The sequence below is a fragment of the Paracidovorax oryzae ATCC 19882 genome, assembly GCF_000687165.1.
Lineage (GTDB): Bacteria > Pseudomonadota > Gammaproteobacteria > Burkholderiales > Burkholderiaceae_C > Paracidovorax > Paracidovorax oryzae.
The window spans coordinates 3,821-22,636 of the sequence record NZ_JMKU01000018.1; the positions used below are offsets into that span (position 1 = coordinate 3,821).

Genomic DNA, 18,816 nt, shown 5'->3' on the forward strand with positions numbered 1-18,816 from the left:
CCACACGCGCCAGCCTCGCCCACACCGACACGTGACCTATCTCGTCCGCCTGCCGTGCCGCCGCCATGCCTCCCATGCTGCTGTTCTCCTGTCGTATTGCCTGTGCACAGGGGCCGCCGGCTGCCGCCGCACATGGCGCCGGCGCCGCCCCGGAAGGCGGCATGATAGGAAGCGGCAGCCCGCAGCGGCCGGGCTGCGCCGGGCGAATTTGTGTCAGGGTGTGAGGGCCGGCCGGCGGCACGCCGGCAGGGGGTGTCGCGTGCATCCGCTATCCTTGCAGGCCTGATAACCACCGCACGTCCTGCACACCGAGACCGTGTCCGACCCCCACCCTGCGCGCCCCTCCGACCGCGAAGACAAGCGCACGCTCCTGCAGCGCCTCCTGGAATTCATCCATCCCGGCCCGGATTCCAAGGATGAATTGATCGCCACCCTGGCCGAGGCGGAGGACAACGACGTCATCAATGCCGATGCGCGCGTGATGCTCGAACGCGTCCTGCGCATGGCCGAGATGACGGCCAGCGACGTGATGGTGCCCGCGCCGCGCATGGACCTGATCGACATCGAACAGCCCTTCGAGGCACTGCTGCACCAGGTGATCGACACCGCTCATTCGCGGTTCCCGGTGTACCAGGGGGAGCGCGACAACATCATCGGCATCCTCATGGCGAAGGACCTGCTCAAGCTGCAGCGGGCGCCCGAGCTGAACCTCCGGGCGCTGCTGCGCTCGGTGGTGTACGTGCCCGAGAGCAAGGGCCTGAACGACCTGCTGCGCGAGTTCCGCGCCAACCGCATCCACATGGCAGTGGTGATCGACGAGTTCGGCCGGGTGGCCGGGCTGGTCACCATCGAGGACGTGCTCGAGCAGATCGTGGGCGAGATCGAGGACGAATTCGACATTCCCGAGGACGAGGGCGACATCTTCGCCCTGGCGGACCGGACCTACCGCGTGAGCGGCGACACTCCCGTGGAGCGCGTGGCCGAGGCGTTCGACCTGCCCGCCCTCGAGGGCTCCGACCGGAACGAGGAGTTCGAGACCATCGGCGGCCTGATCGCGCACGAACTGGGCCATGCGCCGCGCCGCGGCGAATCGCTGGACCTCGGCGGACTGCGCTTCGTGGTGCTGCACACCAAGGGCGGCGCGGTGCGCTGGTTCAAGGTATCGCCCCAGCCCCCGGCCGCCGAACCGGACGCCGGCTGACCATGCTCCTGCAAGCCCATGGCAGCGGGCGCCTGCGCGCGCCCGCGGCTCTCCTGTGGACGGCCTCCGTGCTCGCCGGGCTGGCGCAGGCGGCCTCCATCGCCTGGCCCTGGGGCGGCGAGCCGCTCTGGTGGCTGCAGATCGCCTCGCTGGCGGCTTTCGCGCGCCTCCTGCTGTCGGCACGCGGGGCAGGGCAGGGGGCGGGCCTCGGCGCTGCCTTCGCCACGGCCTGGCTCGCGGGCACCTTCTGGTGGCTGTTCATTTCCATGCACACCTACGGCGGATTGGCCGCGCCGCTGGCGGCGCTGGCGGTGCTGGCGCTGGCGGCCTTCCTGGGCAGCTACTACGCGGCCGCTTCGGCGGTGTTCGTGCACCTGCGCGACCGCCTCCCGCGCCGCAGGGGCTGGCAGGCCGCCGCCTTCGCCGCGCTCTGGCTGCTGGCCGAACTGGCGCGCGGCGTGTGGTGGACCGGCTTCCCCTGGGGCGCCGGCGGCTATGCCCACGTCGAGGGCCCGTTGCGGGTGCTTGCGCGCTGGGTGGGGGTGTACGGCATCGGCGCCGCGGCCGCCCTGCTGGCGATGCTGGCCGTGCAACTGCGGGTGGCGGACCTGCGCCGTCCCCGGTGCTGGGCCGTGGCCGTGGCGCTGGCATGCGCCTGGGCAGGGTTGGCCGCGCAGCGCCATTGCGCGGTGGACCGCTGCGGCACGCCGGTGGCCGCAGCCCCTTCCCTGCTCTCCGTCGCGCTGCTGCAAGGCAATATCCCGCAGGACGAGAAATTCCAGGCCGGCAGCGGCGTGCCCATGGCGCTGCGCTGGTACGGCGACGCGTTGCGCGAAGCGGATGCCGCTCTGGTCGTGGCGCCGGAGACCGCCATCCCGCTGCTGCCCCAGCAGCTGGTGCCGGGCTACCTGGAGTCCATCGCGGAGCGTTTCACCCGCAGCGGGCCGCAGGGCGGCCGGGCCGCGCTGATCGGCATCCCGCTGGGCGATCCGGAGCGGGGCTATACGAATTCCGTCATCGGTTACGCGCCGGGCCAGGCGGCAACCTACCAGTACGACAAGCACCACCTCGTGCCGTTCGGGGAGTTCGTCCCGCCGTTCTTCCGGTGGTTCACCGAACTGATGAACATCCCGCTGGGCGATTTCAACCGGGGCGGCATGGTCCAGGCACCCTTCGCCTGGGCCGGGCAGCGCCTGGCGCCGAACATCTGCTATGAGGATCTGTTCGGCGAGGAACTGGCTGCGCGCTTCGCCGACCGCGCCGCCGCCCCGACGGTGTTTGTCAACGTAAGCAACATCGCATGGTTCGGCGATTCCGTGGCCATCGACCAGCACCTGGCGATCAGTCGCATGCGGGCGCTGGAATTCGAGCGGCCGATGGTGCGCGCCACCAACACTGGTGCCACCGCGCTGATAGACCACCGCGGCGTGGTGGCGGCGCGGCTGCCCTCGGTGCAGCGCGGCATCCTGCGCGGCGAGGTGGAGGGGCGGGACGGGCCGCCCACGCCCTTCGCCTGGTGGGCGGCGCGGGCCGGATTGTGGCCGCTGTGGCTGCTGGGCGCACTGGTGGTGGCCGCGGCCTTCGCGGCGCGCTCCCGCGGACGCTGATACCGCCGCCCCGGGTCAGCTGCCGGATGGCAGCGGCTGCTCCGCCAGGGGCGCGCGTCCCAGCACCGCGTGCAGCAGCCCAGGCAGCCGCGCCAGCATCCGGGCCGCGTGCCGGTCCGGCGGGCGGTGCTCGGCATGGTATGCATGCAGGGGAATGGGCTGGAGGTGGCGCAGTGGTACCGCCACCACCGTGGCCGGGTCCAGGTTGCCGGCCGTGAGGAAATCCACCACCGTCCAGCCCAGTCCGCGCCGCACCAGCTCCACCGCCAGCTGCGAGGTCTGCACCTGGATGCCCAGCTCGGTATGCACACCCAGGTCCCGGGCCAGTTCGGCCATGGGCCCGCGCATGGGATCGTCGCCCAGCAACTGGATCATCGGGGTGTTGGACAGGAAAGAGATCGGGTCGTTGCGGCTCACGCGCACGGCCCGCTGCCATATGTCGCGGCCTACCGCGATCGAGAGCGGGCCGCTGACCAGGATGGCGCTGCACACCTGCGGGTGCGGGTGCGGATAGAAGCCCAGGGCGAAATCCACCGCCCGGGTCAGCAGCGCCTGGGCCATCTGGTCGGGATGCAGGGTGCGCACTTCCACCTTCACGCGGGGGGATTCGCGCACGTGCAGCTCCAACACCGTGGGCAGGAAGGTGTGCGTGATCGAGGGAATCGCACCCAGGCGCACCTGGCCGCCCTCGGGCTGGCGCAGGTTGACGGCGGTACGGCGCAGTTCGTCGAGCTGGCGGTGGATCTGGACCGATGCCGCGAACAAGGCCTGCGCCTCGGGCGTGGGCACCAGGGCCCCGCGGACGCGGTTGAACAGCGGATAGCCGAGCTGCAGCTCGGCATGGGCGATGGTCTTGCTCACGGCCGACGGGGTGATGCTGACGAGCCGGGCTGCGGCGCTCATGTTGCCCGTCTGCATGACGGCCTGGAAGACTTCGAGTTGCCGGAGATTCATGGGCATGGGAGCGGATCGGAGGGGGTATGAATTTCATTCATACCAGGCCTTGGATTATTCCCCACTGCCGTGTTGTGTCCTTCCTACCATACGGCACCCGTACAACGGGCTTGTAACAATTACTCAAAGGAGATGAGCGAGTCATGTTCCCGCAAATGAATATCAAGCGCCTGCTGGCTGGCGCAGCCTTCGCCGCCTGGGGCCTCGTGGCCGGTGCGCAGACGCAGTCCGCAGCGCCCATGCAGCCGGCTGCCAAGCCCAACGTCGTGGTGCTGGCCACCGGCGGCACCATCGCCGGCGCAGGCGCCACGGCCGCCAATAGCGCTTCCTATGCCGCGGCCAAGGTGCCGGTGGACAAGCTGCTGGCAGGCCTGCCTGAGCTGTCGAATGTGGCCGCCGTGAAGGGCGAGCAGGTCTTCCAGATCGCTTCCGAGAGCTTCACCAACGACCAGCTGCTGCAGCTGGGCAAGCGCGTCTCCGCGCTGTCCAAGCAGTCCGACGTGGACGGAATCGTCATCACCCACGGCACCGACACGCTGGAAGAGACCGCCTACTTCCTGAACCTGGTCGTCCACACCAACAAGCCCATCGTCGTCGTCGGCTCCATGCGCCCGGGCACCGCCCTGTCCGCGGACGGCGCGCTGAACCTGCTGGAGGCCGTCACGGTGGCCGCCAGCAAGGAGTCGGCCGGCAAGGGCGTGCTCGTCACCATGAGCGACGAGATCCAGAGCGGCCGCGACGTGACCAAGGGCGTCAACATCAAGACCCAGGCGTTCCGCAGCCAGTGGGGCCCGCTGGGCATGGTGGTGGAAGGCAAGACCTACTGGTTCCGCGCCCCCGTCAAGCGCCACACGATGCAGTCGGAGTTCAACATCGACGACATTACCGCCCTGGCGCCCGTGGACATCGTCTATGGCTATGGCAACGTGCCGCGCTCGACCATCGATGCCGTGGGCAATACGGGCGTGAAGGCCCTGATCCATGCCGGTACGGGCAACGGTTCCGTGGCCGACCGCGTGGTGCCTGCCCTGCAGGAACTGCGCGGCAAGGGCGTGCAGATCGTGCGCTCCTCGCGCGTGGCCGACGGTTTCGTGCTGCGCAACGCCGAGCAGCCCGACGACAAGTACGACTGGGTCGTCGCGCACGACCTGAATCCCCAGAAGGCCCGCATCCTGGCGGCCGTGGCCCTGACCAAGCCCCAGACCAGCCAGGAACTGCAGCGCATCTTCTGGCAATACTGAGCGGCTCGGCCGCACGGTCCGATGGCACGCCTGCCACCCGGGCCGGATCTCCCGAAGGGCCGCCGCGTGCGGCCCTTTTTATTGCGCGTCGTCAAGCGGCTGCGGCATTCCCGCATGGGGTCTGTCGCCCCCGCGCGGTAGGCGCGCCCGCCGCAGACTGGATAATGCGCATCCGCGGCCCTCGGCGATGCCAGGGCCGCGCACACGAAACGCGGCGCTGCGCGCCGACCTGGAGCACGACTGACAATGGCTGAATCCTTTTCCTATGAACAACTGATCGCCTCGGGCGAAGGCAGGCTGTTCACCCCTGACAGCGGACGACTCCCGCTGCCGCCCATGCTGATGTTCGACCGCATCACGCACATCGACGCCGACGGCGGCGCGCACGGGCTGGGGAGGATTCGCGCCGAACTGGACGTGCGGCCGGATCTCTGGTTCTTCGACTGCCACTTCCAGGGCGATCCGGTCATGCCGGGCTGCCTGGGCCTGGACGCGATGTGGCAGCTCATCGGTTTCTACCTGACCTGGCTGCAACTGCCGGGCCGGGGGCGCGCACTGGGTGCCGGCGAGGTCAAGTTCACCGGCGAGGTGGGCCCCAACGTCAAGCTCGTCACCTACGAGATCGACATCAAGCGCGTCATCAAGCGCAAGCTGGTCATGGCGATCGGCGATGCGCGCCTCCTGGCCGACGGCCAGGAAATCTACGTGGCCTCCGACCTGCGCGTGGGCCTGTTCAAGAAGGAAGACGCCGCGGCGGCTGCGCCGACGCGGGAGGAGGCGGGGGCATGAGCATGAGAAAGCGTGTCGTCATCACCGGCGCGGGCATCGTTTCCTGCATCGGCAACGACCTCGCCACCGTGGAGGCCTCGCTGCGCGAGAGCCGCCCGGGCATCCGTGCCATGCCGAAGTTCACCGAGCTGGGCATGCGCAGCCAGGTGGCCGGCGTGCCCGACATCGACCTGGAAGCGCGCATCGACCGCAAGCAACTGCGCTTCATGGGCGATGCTGCGGCCTATGCCCATATCGCCCTGGAGGACGCCATCGCCCAGGCGGGCCTGGCGCCGGACCAGGTCTCGCACCCGCGCACCGGCCTCATCATGGGTTCGGGCGGCGGTTCGCCCGAGAACCAGATCGAGTCCGCGGACATCCTGCGCTCCAAGGGCATCCGCCGCGTGGGGCCCTACCAGGTCACGCGCTGCATGAGCTCGACCGTCTCGGCCTGCCTTTCGACGAATTTCGGCATCAAGGGCATCAACTATTCGATCACCTCCGCCTGCAGCACGTCCGCGCACTGCATCGGCGCGGCGGCCCAGCAGATCGCCTGGGGCATGCAGGACGTGATGTTCGCCGGCGGCGGCGAAGAGGTCACCTGGGGCATGGGACTGCTGTTCGACGCCATGGGCGCGATGTCCAGCAAGTACAACGACACGCCCGAGAAAGCCTCCCGCGCCTACGACGCGAACCGCGACGGCTTCGTGCTGTCGGGCGGCGGCGGCGCCGTGGTGCTCGAAAGCCTGGAGCATGCCCAGGCGCGCGGCGCCACCATCCTCGGCGAGGTGATCGGCTTCGGTGCTACGTCCGACGGTGCAGACATGGTCGCACCTTCGGGCGACGGTGCCATCGCGTGCATGCAGCAGGCCATCGAGGGCCTGGACGTGTCCATCGATTACATCAATACCCACGGCACCTCCACCCCCGTGGGCGACGTGCCGGAACTGCGCGCCATCCGCGCGGTTTTCGGCGATGCGGTGCCGCCGTTTTCCTCCACCAAGTCGCTCACCGGCCACTCGCTGGGAGCCACCGGTGTGCAGGAGGCGATCTACTGCCTGATCATGCTGCAGAAGGGCTTCATCGCCGGCTCCGCCAATGTCGAGACGCCCGACCCCGCCGTGGAAGGCATGCCCCTGGTGACCGCCACGCGCGAGGCGCAACTGCGCACCGCGCTGTCCAACAGCTTCGGCTTCGGCGGCACCAATGCCAGCCTGGTGCTGCGGCGCTGGGATGGTCAGTAGTTCTCGTTGACGTCGCGGAACGGGCCGAACTTCGCCCGGCGGTAGGCCTGGGGCCGGCCGGCGAAATGCTCCGGGATCGCGAAGCCCTGAGGCCGCAGTGCCGGATCCGGATAGAGGCGCAGCCGGTTCGGGTTCTGCAGGCGGGGCGTGGCGTCGTCGTTCAGGAAGGCCGCGATGTCGAGCGCCTGCCCGGGGGTGAGCCGCGGTCGCTCGTAGGAGGTGCCTGAGGGCATGGACGCGCGGATGTAGCGCGCGAGCAGCGGCACCGCGAACATGTGGCCCGCGTTGTCGTAGGTGTCTGTGCCGGCGATCGGCGGAAACAGGTAGCCGCCGCCCTGGGCGAAGTCCGGTCGCCGCTGGCCGGCGGCGTCCACGCCGTGGCAGGCGCTGCACAGCGAGGCGAACAGCCGCGCACCACGCTGTGGGTCGGCCGCCCGCGCGACGGCCGGCATGGGCAGCAGCCCCGTTCGCTCCATGGCGGAATGTGGCACCGTCCCCTGCGCCAGCCATTGCAGGTAGGCCATGATGGACCGCAGTTCGGGCGTGTCCGGCCCGATGGGCACGTTGCCCGGGCCGAACATGCCGATGACGCGCTGCTCCAGCGAGATGATCTTCCCGGACTTGATGTCGAACTTCGGGTAGTCGTTCACCGCATTCACGAGTGGCAGCGCGTAGGGCTTGGTGCCCGGCAGGCCCGACGGGCCGGCCTGGTGGCAATGCACGCAGTTCAGGCTGTTCCAGGACATGCGCTTCGAGGCGTCCGGCGCCAGCCGGCCGACGCGCGAGGACGTGTTGCGCAGGAGATCGATGCCCTCGCGGACCGCGTCGCCCTCCGGCCCCGGGGGAAGCCGGTTGGCGTCCGGCTCGCGCCAGGGCTGCGGCGGCCGGGCGGCATGGCGTGCCAGCATGGCCCGGGCCTGTTCTGTGGAAAGGGTGTCGCCCACGTGGTGCGGAGCGATATCGAAGGCGCCGGCGGCCAATGGAATGGCAGCCAGGGCAAGGGCCAGTGCCTGCAGGCCTGTGCGTTTCACGGTCATCGTCTGGGCTGCCCCGGGTGACCGCACCTCGGGGTGGGAGTCGTTGTGAATGGGTGGAAGGGGCGCGCAGGCACCGCAGCTTGCGCAGGAATCCAGATGGAACCCAGGCAATGGCGTGCATTGAATTCCGTTGCGCGGAATATATCCGCATGGCGTTCAGCTGTAAATGCCAGGCCGCCGGCATCCCGCGGCGCGCACTGCCGTCCATGCTTGCGAATGCGGCGCCATCCGGGATGGGGGCGCGGCAGCCCGGCCCCGTAGAATCCCCGGTTCCGCGCGCTGCGCGACCATCCTCCAAGACCGCGCGCCCGGGCAGACGGCTTGCAGCCGCCCGGCCGCCAGGACACACACGCATGTTGACCTTCCAGCAAATCATCCTGAAGCTGCAGTCGTACTGGGACGCCCAGGGCTGCGCGCTCCTGCAGCCCTACGACATGGAAGTGGGCGCGGGTACCTCGCACACCGCGACCTTCCTGCGCGCTCTGGGGCCGGAGCCCTGGAAGGCCGCCTACGTGCAGCCCAGCCGCCGGCCCAAGGACGGCCGCTACGGAGAGAACCCGAACCGCCTGCAGCACTACTACCAGTACCAGGTGGTGCTCAAGCCCGCGCCGGACAACATCCTGGAGCTGTACCTGGGCTCGCTCGAGGCGCTGGGCTTCGACCTGAAGAAGAACGACATCCGCTTCGTGGAAGACGACTGGGAGAACCCCACGCTCGGCGCCTGGGGCCTGGGCTGGGAGGTATGGCTCAACGGCATGGAAGTGACGCAGTTCACCTACTTCCAGCAGGTCGGCGGCATCGACTGCAAGCCCGCCACGGGCGAGATCACCTACGGCCTGGAGCGCCTGGCCATGTACCTGCAGGGCGTGGACAACGTCTACAACCTCGCCTGGACCGATACCCTCAAGTACGGCGACGTCTATCACCAGAACGAGGTGGAGCAGTCCACCTACAACTTCGAGCATTCCGACGCCGACTTCCTCTTCACCGCATTCGCGGCGCACGAGAAGCAGGCGCAGTACCTCATGGGCCAGCAGCTCGCGCTGCCCGCCTACGAACAGGTGCTCAAGGCCGCGCACAGCTTCAACCTGCTGGACGCGCGCGGCGCCATTTCCGTGACCGAGCGCGCCGCCTACATCGGCCGCATCCGCAACCTCGCGCGCGCCGTGGCCCGCAGCTACCTGGACAGCCGCGCGCGCCTGGGCTTCCCCATGGCGCCCCGTGCCTGGGCCGACGAAGTGCTGGCCGACATCGCCAAGGCCGAGCAGCAGCAATCGCAGAAGAAGGACGCCGCCTGAGGGCGCCGGCACCGCGGACCGAGAGACACCACCATGACCCATCCGAATCTTCTCGTTGAATTGTTCGTCGAAGAGCTGCCTCCGAAGGCCCTGCAGAAGCTCGGCGACGCCTTCGCCGGCGTGCTGCTCGCGCAACTGCAGGCCCAGGGCCTCGCCTCCGCCGCATCGCGCGTGACGGCCTATGCCTCGCCCCGGCGCCTGGCCGCCCACATCACCGAAGTCGCGCCCCAGGCGGGCGACAAGGCCGTCTCGCAGAAGCTCATGCCCGTCACGGTGGGCCTGGATGCGTCCGGCAATGCCACGCCTGCGCTGCTCAAGAAGCTCGCCGCCCTGGGCGCAGACGCTTCCGCCGTGCCCGGCCTGCGCCGCGCGCCCGACGGCAAGGCCGAGGCCCTGTTCCTGGACAGCACCCTGCGCGGCGCGACCCTGTCCGAAGGGCTGCAGAAGGCCCTGCAGGAATCCGTGGCGAAACTGCCCATTCCCAAGGTGATGCGCTACCAGCTCTCCTCGGGCTGCGAACAGCCGGGCTGGACCAGCGTGAGTTTCGTGCGCCCCGCGCACGGCCTCGTGGCGCTGCACGGCACCGAGGTGCTGTTGTCCGTCTCGGTGCTGGGCCTCACGGCCGGCAACGCCACCCACGGCCACCGCTTCGAGGCGGCCGTGGACCCGGTGGTCATCCGCAGCGCCGACAGCTACGCACGGCAACTGGCCGAAGAGGGCGCCGTCATCGCCGCCTTCGCCGATCGCCGTGCCGAGATCGCCCGCCAGCTGCAGGCGGCCGCCGAGCGCGTGGGCGGCGGCGTGCGGCCCATCGAAGACGATGCCTTGCTCGACGAAGTCACGGCGCTGGTCGAACGGCCCAACGTGCTGGTGTGCGAGTTCGAGAAGCAGTTCCTCGACGTGCCGCAGGAATGCCTCATCCTCACGATGAAGGCCAACCAGAAGTACTTCCCGCTGCTCGACGCCGAAGGCCGTCTCACGCACCGTTTCCTGGTGGTGAGCAACATCCGCCCCGATGACGCGAGCGCCGTGGTGGGCGGCAACGAGCGCGTGGTGCGCCCGCGCCTGGCCGATGCCAAGTTCTTCTTCGACCAGGACCGCAAGAAGACGCTCGAATCCCGCGTGGCCTCGCTGGCCAGGGTGGTCTATCACAATCAGCTGGGCACGCAGGGCGAGCGCGTGGAGCGCGTGCGCGCCATCGCCCGGGCCATCGCCCAGCAGATCGGCGACGTGGAGCTGGCCCGCCATGCCGACCAGGCCGCGCAGCTCGCCAAGGCCGACCTCGTCACCGACATGGTGGGCGAGTTCCCCGAACTGCAGGGCACCATGGGCCGCTACTACGCCCAGGCCGACGGCCTGCCCGCCGAAGTGGCCGATGCCATAGAAGACCACTACAAGCCCCGCTTCGCGGGCGACACGCTGCCGCGCGGCGATGCGGGCGTGGTGGTGGCGCTGGCCGACAAGCTCGAGACCCTGGTGGGCATGTTCGGCATCGGCAACCTGCCCACGGGCGACCGCGACCCGTTCGCGCTGCGCCGCCACGCGCTGGGCGTGATCCGCATGCTGGTCGAGAAGGAACTCCCGCTCGACCTGGAAACCCTGCTGCACAGCGCGCTGCCCGCTTTCGGCGAAAAGATCCAGGACCCCACCGGGCCGCTGGCCGATTTCATCTACGACCGCCTCGCCGGCAGCCTGCGCGAGCAGGGCTACAGCGCCCAGGAAGTCGATGCCGTGCTGGCCCTGCGCCCGCAGCGCCTGGCCCTCGTCGGCAAGCAACTGGCCGCCGTGCGCGCCTTCGCCGCGCTGCCCGAGGCCCCGGCGCTCGCCGCGGCCAACAAGCGCGTCACCAACATCCTGAAGAAGGCCGGCGACGTGGATGCGCACGTCAATCCCGACCTGCTGCGGGAGCAGGCCGAGAAGGACCTGTATGCGGCCCTGCAGCGTTTCGTGCCCGAGGCCGATGCGCTCTTCGCCGCGGGCGACTACACGGGCAGCCTGCAGACCCTGGCCGTGCTGCGTGCCCCCGTGGATGCGTTCTTCGACGACGTGATGGTCAATGCCGAGGAACTGGACCTGCGCCTGAACCGCCAGGGCCTGCTGCAGAGCCTGCACGTGGCGATGAACCGCGTGGCCGATCTTTCCCGCCTGGCCGTGGCCTGAACCTGCATGGGCGAGCCGGCCATGCCTGTGCGCGGCGCTGCCGACGGCGCGACCCGCACCGCGTGGTGGCTGTTCGCACCGCCCGCGGCGCTCGTCGGGCTGCGCTGGCTGCTGCAATGGCACGATGACCGCTGGCCCGGGCCGGCCGTCTGGGCGCTGGCACCATTCGACGGCACGCGGGCGCCCGGCGCTGGCCTGGCCTTCCTCTGCATGGGGGCCACGGCCGTGGCCGTCGCCGGGGTGCTGCTGCGCTGGATGGCCCGGCGGTGGGGCCGGCAGGCCGCACGGCACGCCGCCATCGGCGCATGGGTGCTGGCCTGCGCCGGAGGGGCCGTGGCCCTGGTGCTGCGGCACTGGGACGCCCGGCTGCTGCAGCCCCTGCCGGATGCCAGCGTGGTCGTGGCGGGCAGCCGGCCGCAGCCGGCCAGCCTGCGCGGCCCGGGCGGAACGCAGGTCGTGCTGCGCTGGCAGCCGGATACCGCTGGTGCGGCTGGCCCGCTGCTGCGGCAGGCCACCTTGCCCGATGACCCCGCCGCTGCCTGGAAACCGGGGCAGGCGGTACGCCTGCGCTGGGCGCGGGGGCGGTTCGGCGGCCTCTACGCCACCGGCTGGGATGTGCCGCCGACCGGCGGCGCAGTGCCCGGCGCGCCGCATCTTCCATAATCGCGCGCATGAAACTCGCCATTCTCGACCGCGACGGCACGCTCAATGCGTCCGGCGAGGAATTCATTTCCGTGCCAGAAGAATGGGTGCCCGTGCCGGGCGTGCCCGAGGCCGTGGCGCGCCTCACCCACGCGGGATGGCGCCTGGCCGTGGCCACCAACCAGCCCGGGCTGGGGCGCGGCCTCTTCGACGTGCTGGCGCTCAACGCCATCCATGCGCGCATGCACCGGGTGCTGGCCGCCGCCGGCGGCCGCATCGAGGCGGTGTTCTACTGCCCCCATGCGCCCGACGAGGGGTGTGCCTGCCGCAAGCCGGCGCCGGGGCTGATGGAGCAGATCCGCGAGCGGTACGGCGTGGAGGGCGGCGAGATCCTCGTGGTGGGCAACTGCCCGGAGCACCTGTGGGCCGGGGCCGCGATCGGCGCACGGCTCCATGCGGTGGGCGCGCCGCGGGAAGGCAGCCGCCCCTGGCCACCCGGCGTGCAACACCATGCCAGCCTGGCGGATTTCGCGGACCAGCTCCTGGCCGCGGGCGAGCGGCCTCCGCCAGCCGGCGACTGACAAGCCCCCCGCGGCGTTGCGCACCGGACCGTCCCCAGCCGCCTCTCCCTCTGAATTTTTCCTTTCCTTCTTCCCATCCATCGCATGGCCTTCATCCGCTCCGTTCTCCATCTGCTCTGGATGGCCCTCACCGTGGTGCCCTACACCCTCGCCATCCTCGTGGCCCGGCTGTTCGGCGCGCCCACCCGGGTGCGCTATGGCATCGCGCGTGCCTGGCTCAAGCTCACCACCGACGCGGCCCGCGTGATCATGGGCATCCGCACCCGCATCACCGGCATGGAGCACCTGCCGAAGGATCCGGGGCAGGGCGTGGTGCTGCTGGTCAAGCACCAGTCCACCTACGAAACCTTCCTGATGCCGGCGATCATGCCGCGCCCCCTTGCCTACGTGTTCAAGAAGGAACTGCTGCAGATCCCGTTCTTCGGCTGGTCCATCGGCAGCCTGGACATGATCCACATCGACCGCAACCAGCGTGCGCGCGCCTTCGTCAAGGTGCTGCAGCAGGGCCGTGCCCTGCTGGCCCGCGGCACCTGGGTCATCATGTTTCCGGAAGGCACGCGCATCGACCGCGGCCAGAAGGGCGACTACAAGAGCGGCGGCACGCGCCTCGCCATCGAGGCCGGCGTGCCCGTGGTGCCGGTGGCCGTGACCTCGGCCAAGGTCTGGCCCCGCAAGGCCTTCGTCAAGCGGCCCGGCACGGTGGATGTCTCCATCGGCCACCCCATACCCTCCACCGGGCGCAAGCCCGACGAACTGATGGCCGAGGTCGAAGCATGGATCGAAGGCGAGATGCGGCGCCTGGATCCGGACGCCTACGGGGCCTCCGGCACGGACCGGTGATGCAGCGCCTGGTGCAGCTCGCACTGGATTTCTTCGGCGGGGACGGCGGTGCCGCTCCGCCGGCTCCTTCGCGCGGCGTCCTTCCCGATGCCGCGCCGCGGAGCGTAGCCGGTCCGGCCGCGGCAGGCGGAGACGGCAACGTGCTGCGCGGGCCCATGGAGTTCCGCCATCCCCGGGCAAACCGTGAACTGCTGCTGGGCGACGTGCTGGTCGCCTACGCGCTGCAGCGCTCCCGCAGGCGCACCATCGGCTTCACCGTGGGCGCGGACGGGCTCTCCGTGCGGTCGCCCGGATGGGTCTCGCTCGCCAACGTGGATGCGGCCGTGCGGGAGAAGGCCGCCTGGATCCTGCGCAAGCTCGGCGAGGCGCAGGAACGCCAGCGGCGCCAGGCAGATGCGCGCATCGCCTGGGGCGACGGGGCCGTGCTGCCCTACATGGGCGAGCCGATCGCCATCGTGCTGGACCCGGCGCACGGCTTCCGGGAGCAGGGTGGAGCGCTGGTGCCCGGCCCGGACGGTGCCCTGGCCCTCCATGTCGGCCTGCCACGCGCGGCCACCCCGGAGCAGGTGCGCGACGCTGTCCAGGCCTGGCTCATGCGCGACGCGCGCCGCCATTTCACGGCCCGGCTGGACCATTTCGCTCCGCTCCTGGGCGTGCAATGGCGCACGCTGCGGCTGTCGAGCGCCCACACCCGATGGGGCAGCGCGCGCGCCGACGGCTCCATCCGGCTGAACTGGCGCCTGCTGCACTACCGGCCGGCCATCATCGACTATGTGGTCGCCCACGAACTCTCGCACCTGCGCCACATGGACCACAGCCCCCGCTTCTGGGACACGGTGGCGACCGTGGTGCCCGACTACGCGGCGCTGCGAGACCGGCTGCGCGACGATCCCGCGCCGCAATGGGACTGAGGGCGCCGCGTTGCCTCGGCCCGGCCGGCTGGCACAGAATGCGGGCATGACCACTTCCTCTCCTTCCTCTTCTTCCCCCGCCGCCGAGGTCCTCCCTGCCGAAGGCTACGCGGGTGATGTCTCTCCCCAGACCGCATGGCAGTGGGTACAGGGCGGCCGGGCCGTGCTGGTGGACGTGCGCACCGATGCGGAGCGCGACTGGGTGGGATTCGTGCCGGGGGCCGTCGCCATTTCCTGGAAGGTCTATCCCGGCATGGCGCCCAATCCCGACTTCGACGAGGCCCTGCGTGCTGCCGTGCCCCCGGACGGGCAGGCCGTGCTGCTGTGCCGCAGCGGGGTGCGCTCCGTGGCAGCGGCCCGCCGTGCGACCGAGCTGGGGCTCGCGGCCTACAACATCCTGGAAGGCTTCGAAGGCGATGCGGATGCCGAGGGGCACCGCAACCGCACGGGAGGCTGGCGCTTCCGCGGCCTGCCCTGGCGGCAGGGCTGATTCCTCTCAGAGCGGCTTGCGCGCAGGCGATGCCTCCAGCATGGCATCCGCCAGCGCCTCCTGTCCGCTTTCGCGCAGTGACCGCACCGCACCGGCGAAGTCGCGGTCGTCGCGGTTCTGGCTGAGCTTGCGCTTGCCTTCCATGCGGGTGATGGCGATCTCTATCCCCACGATCTGCTGCACCATCGCATCCAGGTAGTCCGCGGGCGCATCACCCATCTTCCAGGGCCGCTCCATGGCGGCTTCGTGCCGGCGCGTGAGCCGTGCGACCACGCCGCGCACGAATGCACCGTCGTCGCGCACGGCCATGCGGCCATGGACATGGACGGCTTCGTAGTTCCACGTGGGCACGTGGCGGTGGTGCTCGGCCGTGCCGGGATACCACTGGGGCGAGATATATCCCTCGGCGCCGCGGAACACCACCAGCACCTCGGTTTCGTCCGCCACCTCCGTCCACACGGGATTGGCGCGCGCCACATGGCCCGCCAGCGTGCCGAGCGGCCCCTTGCCGGCATCCAGCAGGAACGGGAGATGGTTGGCATCCAGGCCCCGTGCCCCCTGGGTGACCAGCATCCCCAGCGGATGGCTTTCGATGAGGCGGTGCTGTTCGGACGTCCGGGATTCGGTGAAGGCGGCGGGCAGGTACATGGTCGGAGCGAGGGCGGTGGGGGGGCTGGCGGTGCCCGCCAGCCTGCCTCAAATGTGCCCCCGTCGGGGGCAATGGTGGGAGCGGCCGACGAGGGCCGTCACCGCCGGGCATTCCGGCCGACAAAGGCCGGTGCGGTACCTGGCGCCCGGCCTGCCGGCCGGGGCCACGTGTCACAGGGGCGGAATGCGCAGCTTCTGGCCCGGATAGATCTTGTCCGGGTGCGTCAGCATGGGCTGGTTGGCTTCGAAGATGCGCGGGTACTTGTTGGCATCGCCGTAGTACTTCTTGGCAATCGCCGACAGTGTGTCGCCTCGCACCACGTCATGGTATTGCGCTTCGGGCTCGGACGCCTGCACGGCCATCTTGTTGTCCACGCTCGTCACGCCGGACACATTGCCGCAGCACAGCGTGACCTTCTCCTTCGCGGCCTGGTTCGGCGCCTCGCCCTGCACGGTCACCTTGCCCTCCGGGCCCGCGAACGTCACCCGCACATCGCGCACGCCGAGGTTCTGGGAAGCGATGTAGGTCTCGATCGCCTTGCCGGCGGTGGCGTTGAGTTCCTCCTGGCTTGGTGCGGCGGGCGCAGCGGCCGGCGCGGCATGCGCATCCTTGCCCCCGAACAGCTTTTCCCCGGCTTCCTTGACGAAGCTGAAAAGTCCCATGGCATTGCTCCTTTTTTCTGGATGAAAGAACGGTCGGCTGGTTGCCGACCCGGAACACTTTAGCGCCTGGGAGCGCACCTGCCCTGTCGGACATCGGCCCGAGCCCGGCCGTGGGTCAGGGTGGGCCGGACCAGGGTGTGCCGCACGGAACAGTCGCCTTTGTAAAACTCGTGATAATCCGCCGCATGACTTTTCTGGCCATCGATGTCGGCAACACCCGCCTGAAATGGGCGATGTACGACGCCCCCGAGCCGGGCGCCGCCGTGCTGGCCCATGGCGCCGAATTCCTCGACCACATCGAGCGCCTCGCGGACAGCGCCTGGGCCGGGTTGCCCGCGCCCACGCGCATGCTCGGCTGCGTCGTGGCCGGCGACGCCGTGCGCCGGCGCGTCATGGAGCAGATGGAGTGGTGGGACGTGCCCGCCCACTGGGTTGTTCCCTCCGCGCAGGAAGCGGGGCTCGTCAACGGCTACGACCATCCCACGCGCCTGGGGTCGGACCGCTGGGTGGCCATGATCGGCGCACGCCACCGGCTGCTGCGGCAGGGCGCCGCACGGCCCCTGGTGGTGGTGATGGTCGGAACGGCGGTGACCGTGGAAGCCATCGATGCCGAAGGCCGCTTCCTGGGAGGCCTCATCCTCCCGGGGCACGGCATCATGCTGCGGGCCCTGGAATCCGGCACCGCGGGGCTGCACGTTCCCACCGGCGAAGTGAAGCTGTTTCCCACCAACACCAGCGATGCGCTCACCAGCGGCGGTACCTACGCCATCGCCGGCGCCGTCGAGCGCATGGTGCAGCACGTCATCCAGCACTGCGGCGAAGAGCCCGCGTGCATGATGACCGGGGGAGCGGGCTGGAAAATGGCGCCCAGCATGACGCGGCCGTTCGATCTGATCGAGAACCTGATTTTCGAGGGGTTGCTCGCCATCGCGGCGGAGCGGTTTCGCTAGCCTTCGGCCAGCTCCAGCCGCGCCAGCTCCACGGCCAGCCGTTCCGCCGCGTCGGCGGCCTCGGTGCCTGCCGCTTCCTCGTAGAGCTTCGTGGCCAGGTCTTCCTGTTTCGCTCCGTCCAGCATCAGGAGCGCATTGGCGTGCTCGATGCGCCCGATCACGGAGTGGGGGTTCAGTGCGAAGGATTCCGCGAAGAGGCGCAGGCTCTCCTCGCGGCGCGCGCCGTGGGTGATGCTGCCCACCATCTCCCCGACCTTGTCGATCACCTCGGCATGGAAAACGGCCAGGGCCAGCCGCGCATCGGCATGGCGTTCGCTCAGTGCGATCGTGCGGTCCAGCGCCGTCCGAACCTGGCGCGTGAGGCCGAGTGCCAGCGCCTTGGCCACGCTGATGCCCTGGCTGTACCGACCGAGGGCGTAGGCGTGCCAGAACCAGGCGTTCGGATTGCCAGGTTCCGCGTCCGCCTGGGCCCGTGCACGCTGCGCTGCCGCACCGAGCAGCTCGAGCCGGCGGCTTTCGCTGGGCTCCAGGTAGATCGCATGGACGATCGTGGCCTTGTTCGCGGCGGTGATACCCGAGCCGCCGGCCGCCAGCCCCGCCCGGGCGGCTTCCTCGAAGTTTCCGCAGTGGAACAGTGTCCAGGCCTCGAGCGCCGCGGGGTCCCGGGGGACGGGCTCCGCATCGCCCCGGTGCAGCCGCTCCCATTCGCGCAGCACGTCGCCGGTCGTGAAAGCGTACTCTCCGGCGTGGGGGAAGGGGGTCCAGGATGGCATGAAGGGTCCTGCGTTCGTGCGGAAAAGGGGGCCGTGTCAGGCGGCGTCGGCCGGCTCGTGGTTGTCGTCCAGGGCCTGCAGGTGCTGGCGCTGGTCGTCGGCGAGGTAGGGCCCCAGCAGTCCGAGTACATGCTGGGCCCCGCGCAGCAGCATGGTCTGCGCATTGGAGGGCTCCAGCGCGTGGCGCGGATCGCGGACGTATTCGAAGCTCAGCCAGTACGTGACGGCGACCATCAGATTGTCGGCCACCGTGTCGAGTTCCCTCGGGCCGAGCCGCAGCGATCCCGCCTGCTCCATGCCCCGCAGCATGGCGCGCACGGCGCCAGCCTTGCGCGCCAGCAGCTCCCGGAAATGCGTCTCCACATGCCGGTTGCGCGACATCAGGTCGTTGAGGTCCCGGTAAAGGAAACGGTACTGCCAGATACGCTCTAGCACCGCATGCAGCAACAGCCGGGCATCCTCCACATCGCGCACCCGGGCGGCCGACTCCAGCAGTTCGGATAACTCCGCTTCATAGCGTGCATAGAGCGCCGTGACCAGTTCGTCCTTGGCCGGATAGTGGTAGTAGAGGTTGCCCGGGCTGATACGCAGCTCCGCCGAAATGGCCGTGGTGGACACATTGGGTTCACCGAAGCGGTTGAACAGCTCCAGCGTTGTCTCCAGGATGCGCTCCGCGGTACGCCGCGGCGCTTTCTTTGCCATCGGTGCCTCCCTTGTGCCTTCGGCGGGGGATAGTTGTTGACGTGCTCTTGCTGGCCGCATGTGCCGGCCCGGCCCATGTTCCCGCTCCTTGCCGGTCCACTCTACC

General features: G+C 69.8%; 19 protein-coding genes. 13 read left to right on the plus strand and 6 right to left on the minus strand.

Annotated features, from left to right (window positions below):
• Positions 1 to 316: 316 nt before the first annotated feature.
• Both T336_RS0114630 and lnt read left to right on the plus strand, forming a co-directional pair.
• Positions 317 to 1,201, plus strand: coding sequence for a CorC family transporter (locus T336_RS0114630; RefSeq protein ID WP_026433116.1), 885 nt, complete (start codon positions 317 to 319; stop codon positions 1,199 to 1,201).
• Between the two features lie 2 nt (positions 1,202 to 1,203).
• Positions 1,204 to 2,808, plus strand: a complete 1,605-nt coding sequence (lnt, locus tag T336_RS0114635) for an apolipoprotein N-acyltransferase (protein ID WP_035226137.1) — start codon at positions 1,204 to 1,206, stop codon at positions 2,806 to 2,808.
• Between the two features lie 15 nt (positions 2,809 to 2,823).
• Here lnt and T336_RS0114640 read toward each other — a convergent pair whose 3' ends face one another.
• The gene (locus T336_RS0114640) at positions 2,824 to 3,762 is read right to left on the minus strand and encodes a LysR family transcriptional regulator (RefSeq protein WP_035226168.1); all 939 of its coding nucleotides are present in this window, start codon (positions 3,760 to 3,762) and stop codon (positions 2,824 to 2,826) included.
• Between the two features lie 143 nt (positions 3,763 to 3,905).
• On the opposite strand from T336_RS0114640, the gene T336_RS0114645 reads away from it, so the two are divergent.
• The 3 genes from T336_RS0114645 to fabB all read left to right on the plus strand — a co-directional run bounded on the left by T336_RS0114645 (position 3,906) and on the right by fabB (position 7,015).
• Positions 3,906 to 5,003 carry a type II asparaginase gene (locus T336_RS0114645; RefSeq protein ID WP_026433119.1) on the plus strand — a complete coding sequence of 366 codons (1,098 nt, stop codon included), beginning with the start codon at positions 3,906 to 3,908 and terminating at the stop codon, positions 5,001 to 5,003.
• 246 nt (positions 5,004 to 5,249) lie between these two features.
• The gene (gene fabA / locus T336_RS0114650; protein ID WP_026433120.1) at positions 5,250 to 5,792 is read left to right on the plus strand and encodes a 3-hydroxyacyl-[acyl-carrier-protein] dehydratase FabA; all 543 of its coding nucleotides are present in this window, start codon (positions 5,250 to 5,252) and stop codon (positions 5,790 to 5,792) included.
• Positions 5,789 to 7,015, plus strand: coding sequence for a beta-ketoacyl-ACP synthase I (fabB, locus tag T336_RS0114655; RefSeq protein ID WP_026433121.1), 1,227 nt, complete (start codon positions 5,789 to 5,791; stop codon positions 7,013 to 7,015). The genes fabA and fabB overlap by 4 nt, the downstream gene beginning before the upstream one ends.
• Here the strand turns inward: fabB and T336_RS0114660 are convergent.
• A complete protein-coding gene (locus tag T336_RS0114660; protein WP_026433122.1) occupies positions 7,009 to 8,052 on the minus strand; it encodes a c-type cytochrome in 1,044 nt (347 codons plus the stop codon). The two genes, fabB and T336_RS0114660, sit on opposite strands and share 7 nt — an antisense overlap.
• A gap of 353 nt (positions 8,053 to 8,405) precedes the next feature.
• Here T336_RS0114660 and glyQ point away from each other — a divergent pair, with 353 nt between their 5' ends.
• The 7 genes from glyQ to T336_RS0114695 all read left to right on the plus strand — a co-directional run bounded on the left by glyQ (position 8,406) and on the right by T336_RS0114695 (position 14,974).
• Positions 8,406 to 9,350 (plus strand): glycine--tRNA ligase subunit alpha, encoded by a 945-nt coding sequence (gene glyQ / locus T336_RS0114665; protein WP_011797193.1) that lies wholly within the window; start codon positions 8,406 to 8,408, stop codon positions 9,348 to 9,350.
• 33 nt (positions 9,351 to 9,383) lie between these two features.
• The gene (gene glyS / locus T336_RS0114670) at positions 9,384 to 11,510 is read left to right on the plus strand and encodes a glycine--tRNA ligase subunit beta (protein WP_026433123.1); all 2,127 of its coding nucleotides are present in this window, start codon (positions 9,384 to 9,386) and stop codon (positions 11,508 to 11,510) included.
• 21 nt (positions 11,511 to 11,531) lie between these two features.
• Positions 11,532 to 12,173, plus strand: a complete 642-nt coding sequence (locus T336_RS0114675; RefSeq protein WP_026433124.1) for a hypothetical protein — start codon at positions 11,532 to 11,534, stop codon at positions 12,171 to 12,173.
• Positions 12,174 to 12,181: 8 nt separating this feature from the next.
• A complete protein-coding gene (locus T336_RS0114680; RefSeq protein WP_026433125.1) occupies positions 12,182 to 12,733 on the plus strand; it encodes a D-glycero-alpha-D-manno-heptose-1,7-bisphosphate 7-phosphatase in 552 nt (183 codons plus the stop codon).
• Positions 12,734 to 12,817: 84 nt separating this feature from the next.
• Complete coding sequence (locus tag T336_RS0114685; RefSeq protein ID WP_026433126.1) at positions 12,818 to 13,573, plus strand: lysophospholipid acyltransferase family protein; 756 nt, start codon at positions 12,818 to 12,820, stop codon at positions 13,571 to 13,573.
• Positions 13,573 to 14,484, plus strand: coding sequence for a M48 family metallopeptidase (locus T336_RS0114690; RefSeq protein WP_026433127.1), 912 nt, complete (start codon positions 13,573 to 13,575; stop codon positions 14,482 to 14,484). The genes T336_RS0114685 and T336_RS0114690 overlap by 1 nt, the downstream gene beginning before the upstream one ends.
• Positions 14,485 to 14,530: 46 nt before the next feature.
• A complete protein-coding gene (locus tag T336_RS0114695) occupies positions 14,531 to 14,974 on the plus strand; it encodes a rhodanese-like domain-containing protein (RefSeq protein ID WP_051647227.1) in 444 nt (147 codons plus the stop codon).
• Between the two features lie 6 nt (positions 14,975 to 14,980).
• Here the strand turns inward: T336_RS0114695 and T336_RS0114700 are convergent, their stop codons facing one another.
• Positions 14,981 to 15,622: an FMN-binding negative transcriptional regulator gene (locus T336_RS0114700; protein WP_026433129.1), complete on the minus strand. Its 642-nt coding sequence runs from the start codon at positions 15,620 to 15,622 to the stop codon at positions 14,981 to 14,983.
• Between the two features lie 171 nt (positions 15,623 to 15,793).
• Positions 15,794 to 16,285, minus strand: a complete 492-nt coding sequence (gene lysM / locus T336_RS0114705; protein WP_026433130.1) for a peptidoglycan-binding protein LysM — start codon at positions 16,283 to 16,285, stop codon at positions 15,794 to 15,796.
• Between the two features lie 185 nt (positions 16,286 to 16,470).
• On the opposite strand from lysM, the gene T336_RS0114710 reads away from it, so the two are divergent.
• A complete protein-coding gene (locus T336_RS0114710; protein WP_019702879.1) occupies positions 16,471 to 17,235 on the plus strand; it encodes a type III pantothenate kinase in 765 nt (254 codons plus the stop codon).
• Here the strand turns inward: T336_RS0114710 and T336_RS0114715 are convergent.
• A complete protein-coding gene (locus T336_RS0114715; protein ID WP_026433131.1) occupies positions 17,232 to 18,008 on the minus strand; it encodes a hypothetical protein in 777 nt (258 codons plus the stop codon). The two genes, T336_RS0114710 and T336_RS0114715, sit on opposite strands and share 4 nt — an antisense overlap.
• A 36-nt stretch (positions 18,009 to 18,044) precedes the next feature.
• Positions 18,045 to 18,710: a TetR/AcrR family transcriptional regulator gene (locus T336_RS0114720; RefSeq protein ID WP_019702877.1), complete on the minus strand. Its 666-nt coding sequence runs from the start codon at positions 18,708 to 18,710 to the stop codon at positions 18,045 to 18,047.
• Positions 18,711 to 18,816: the final 106 nt, after the last annotated feature.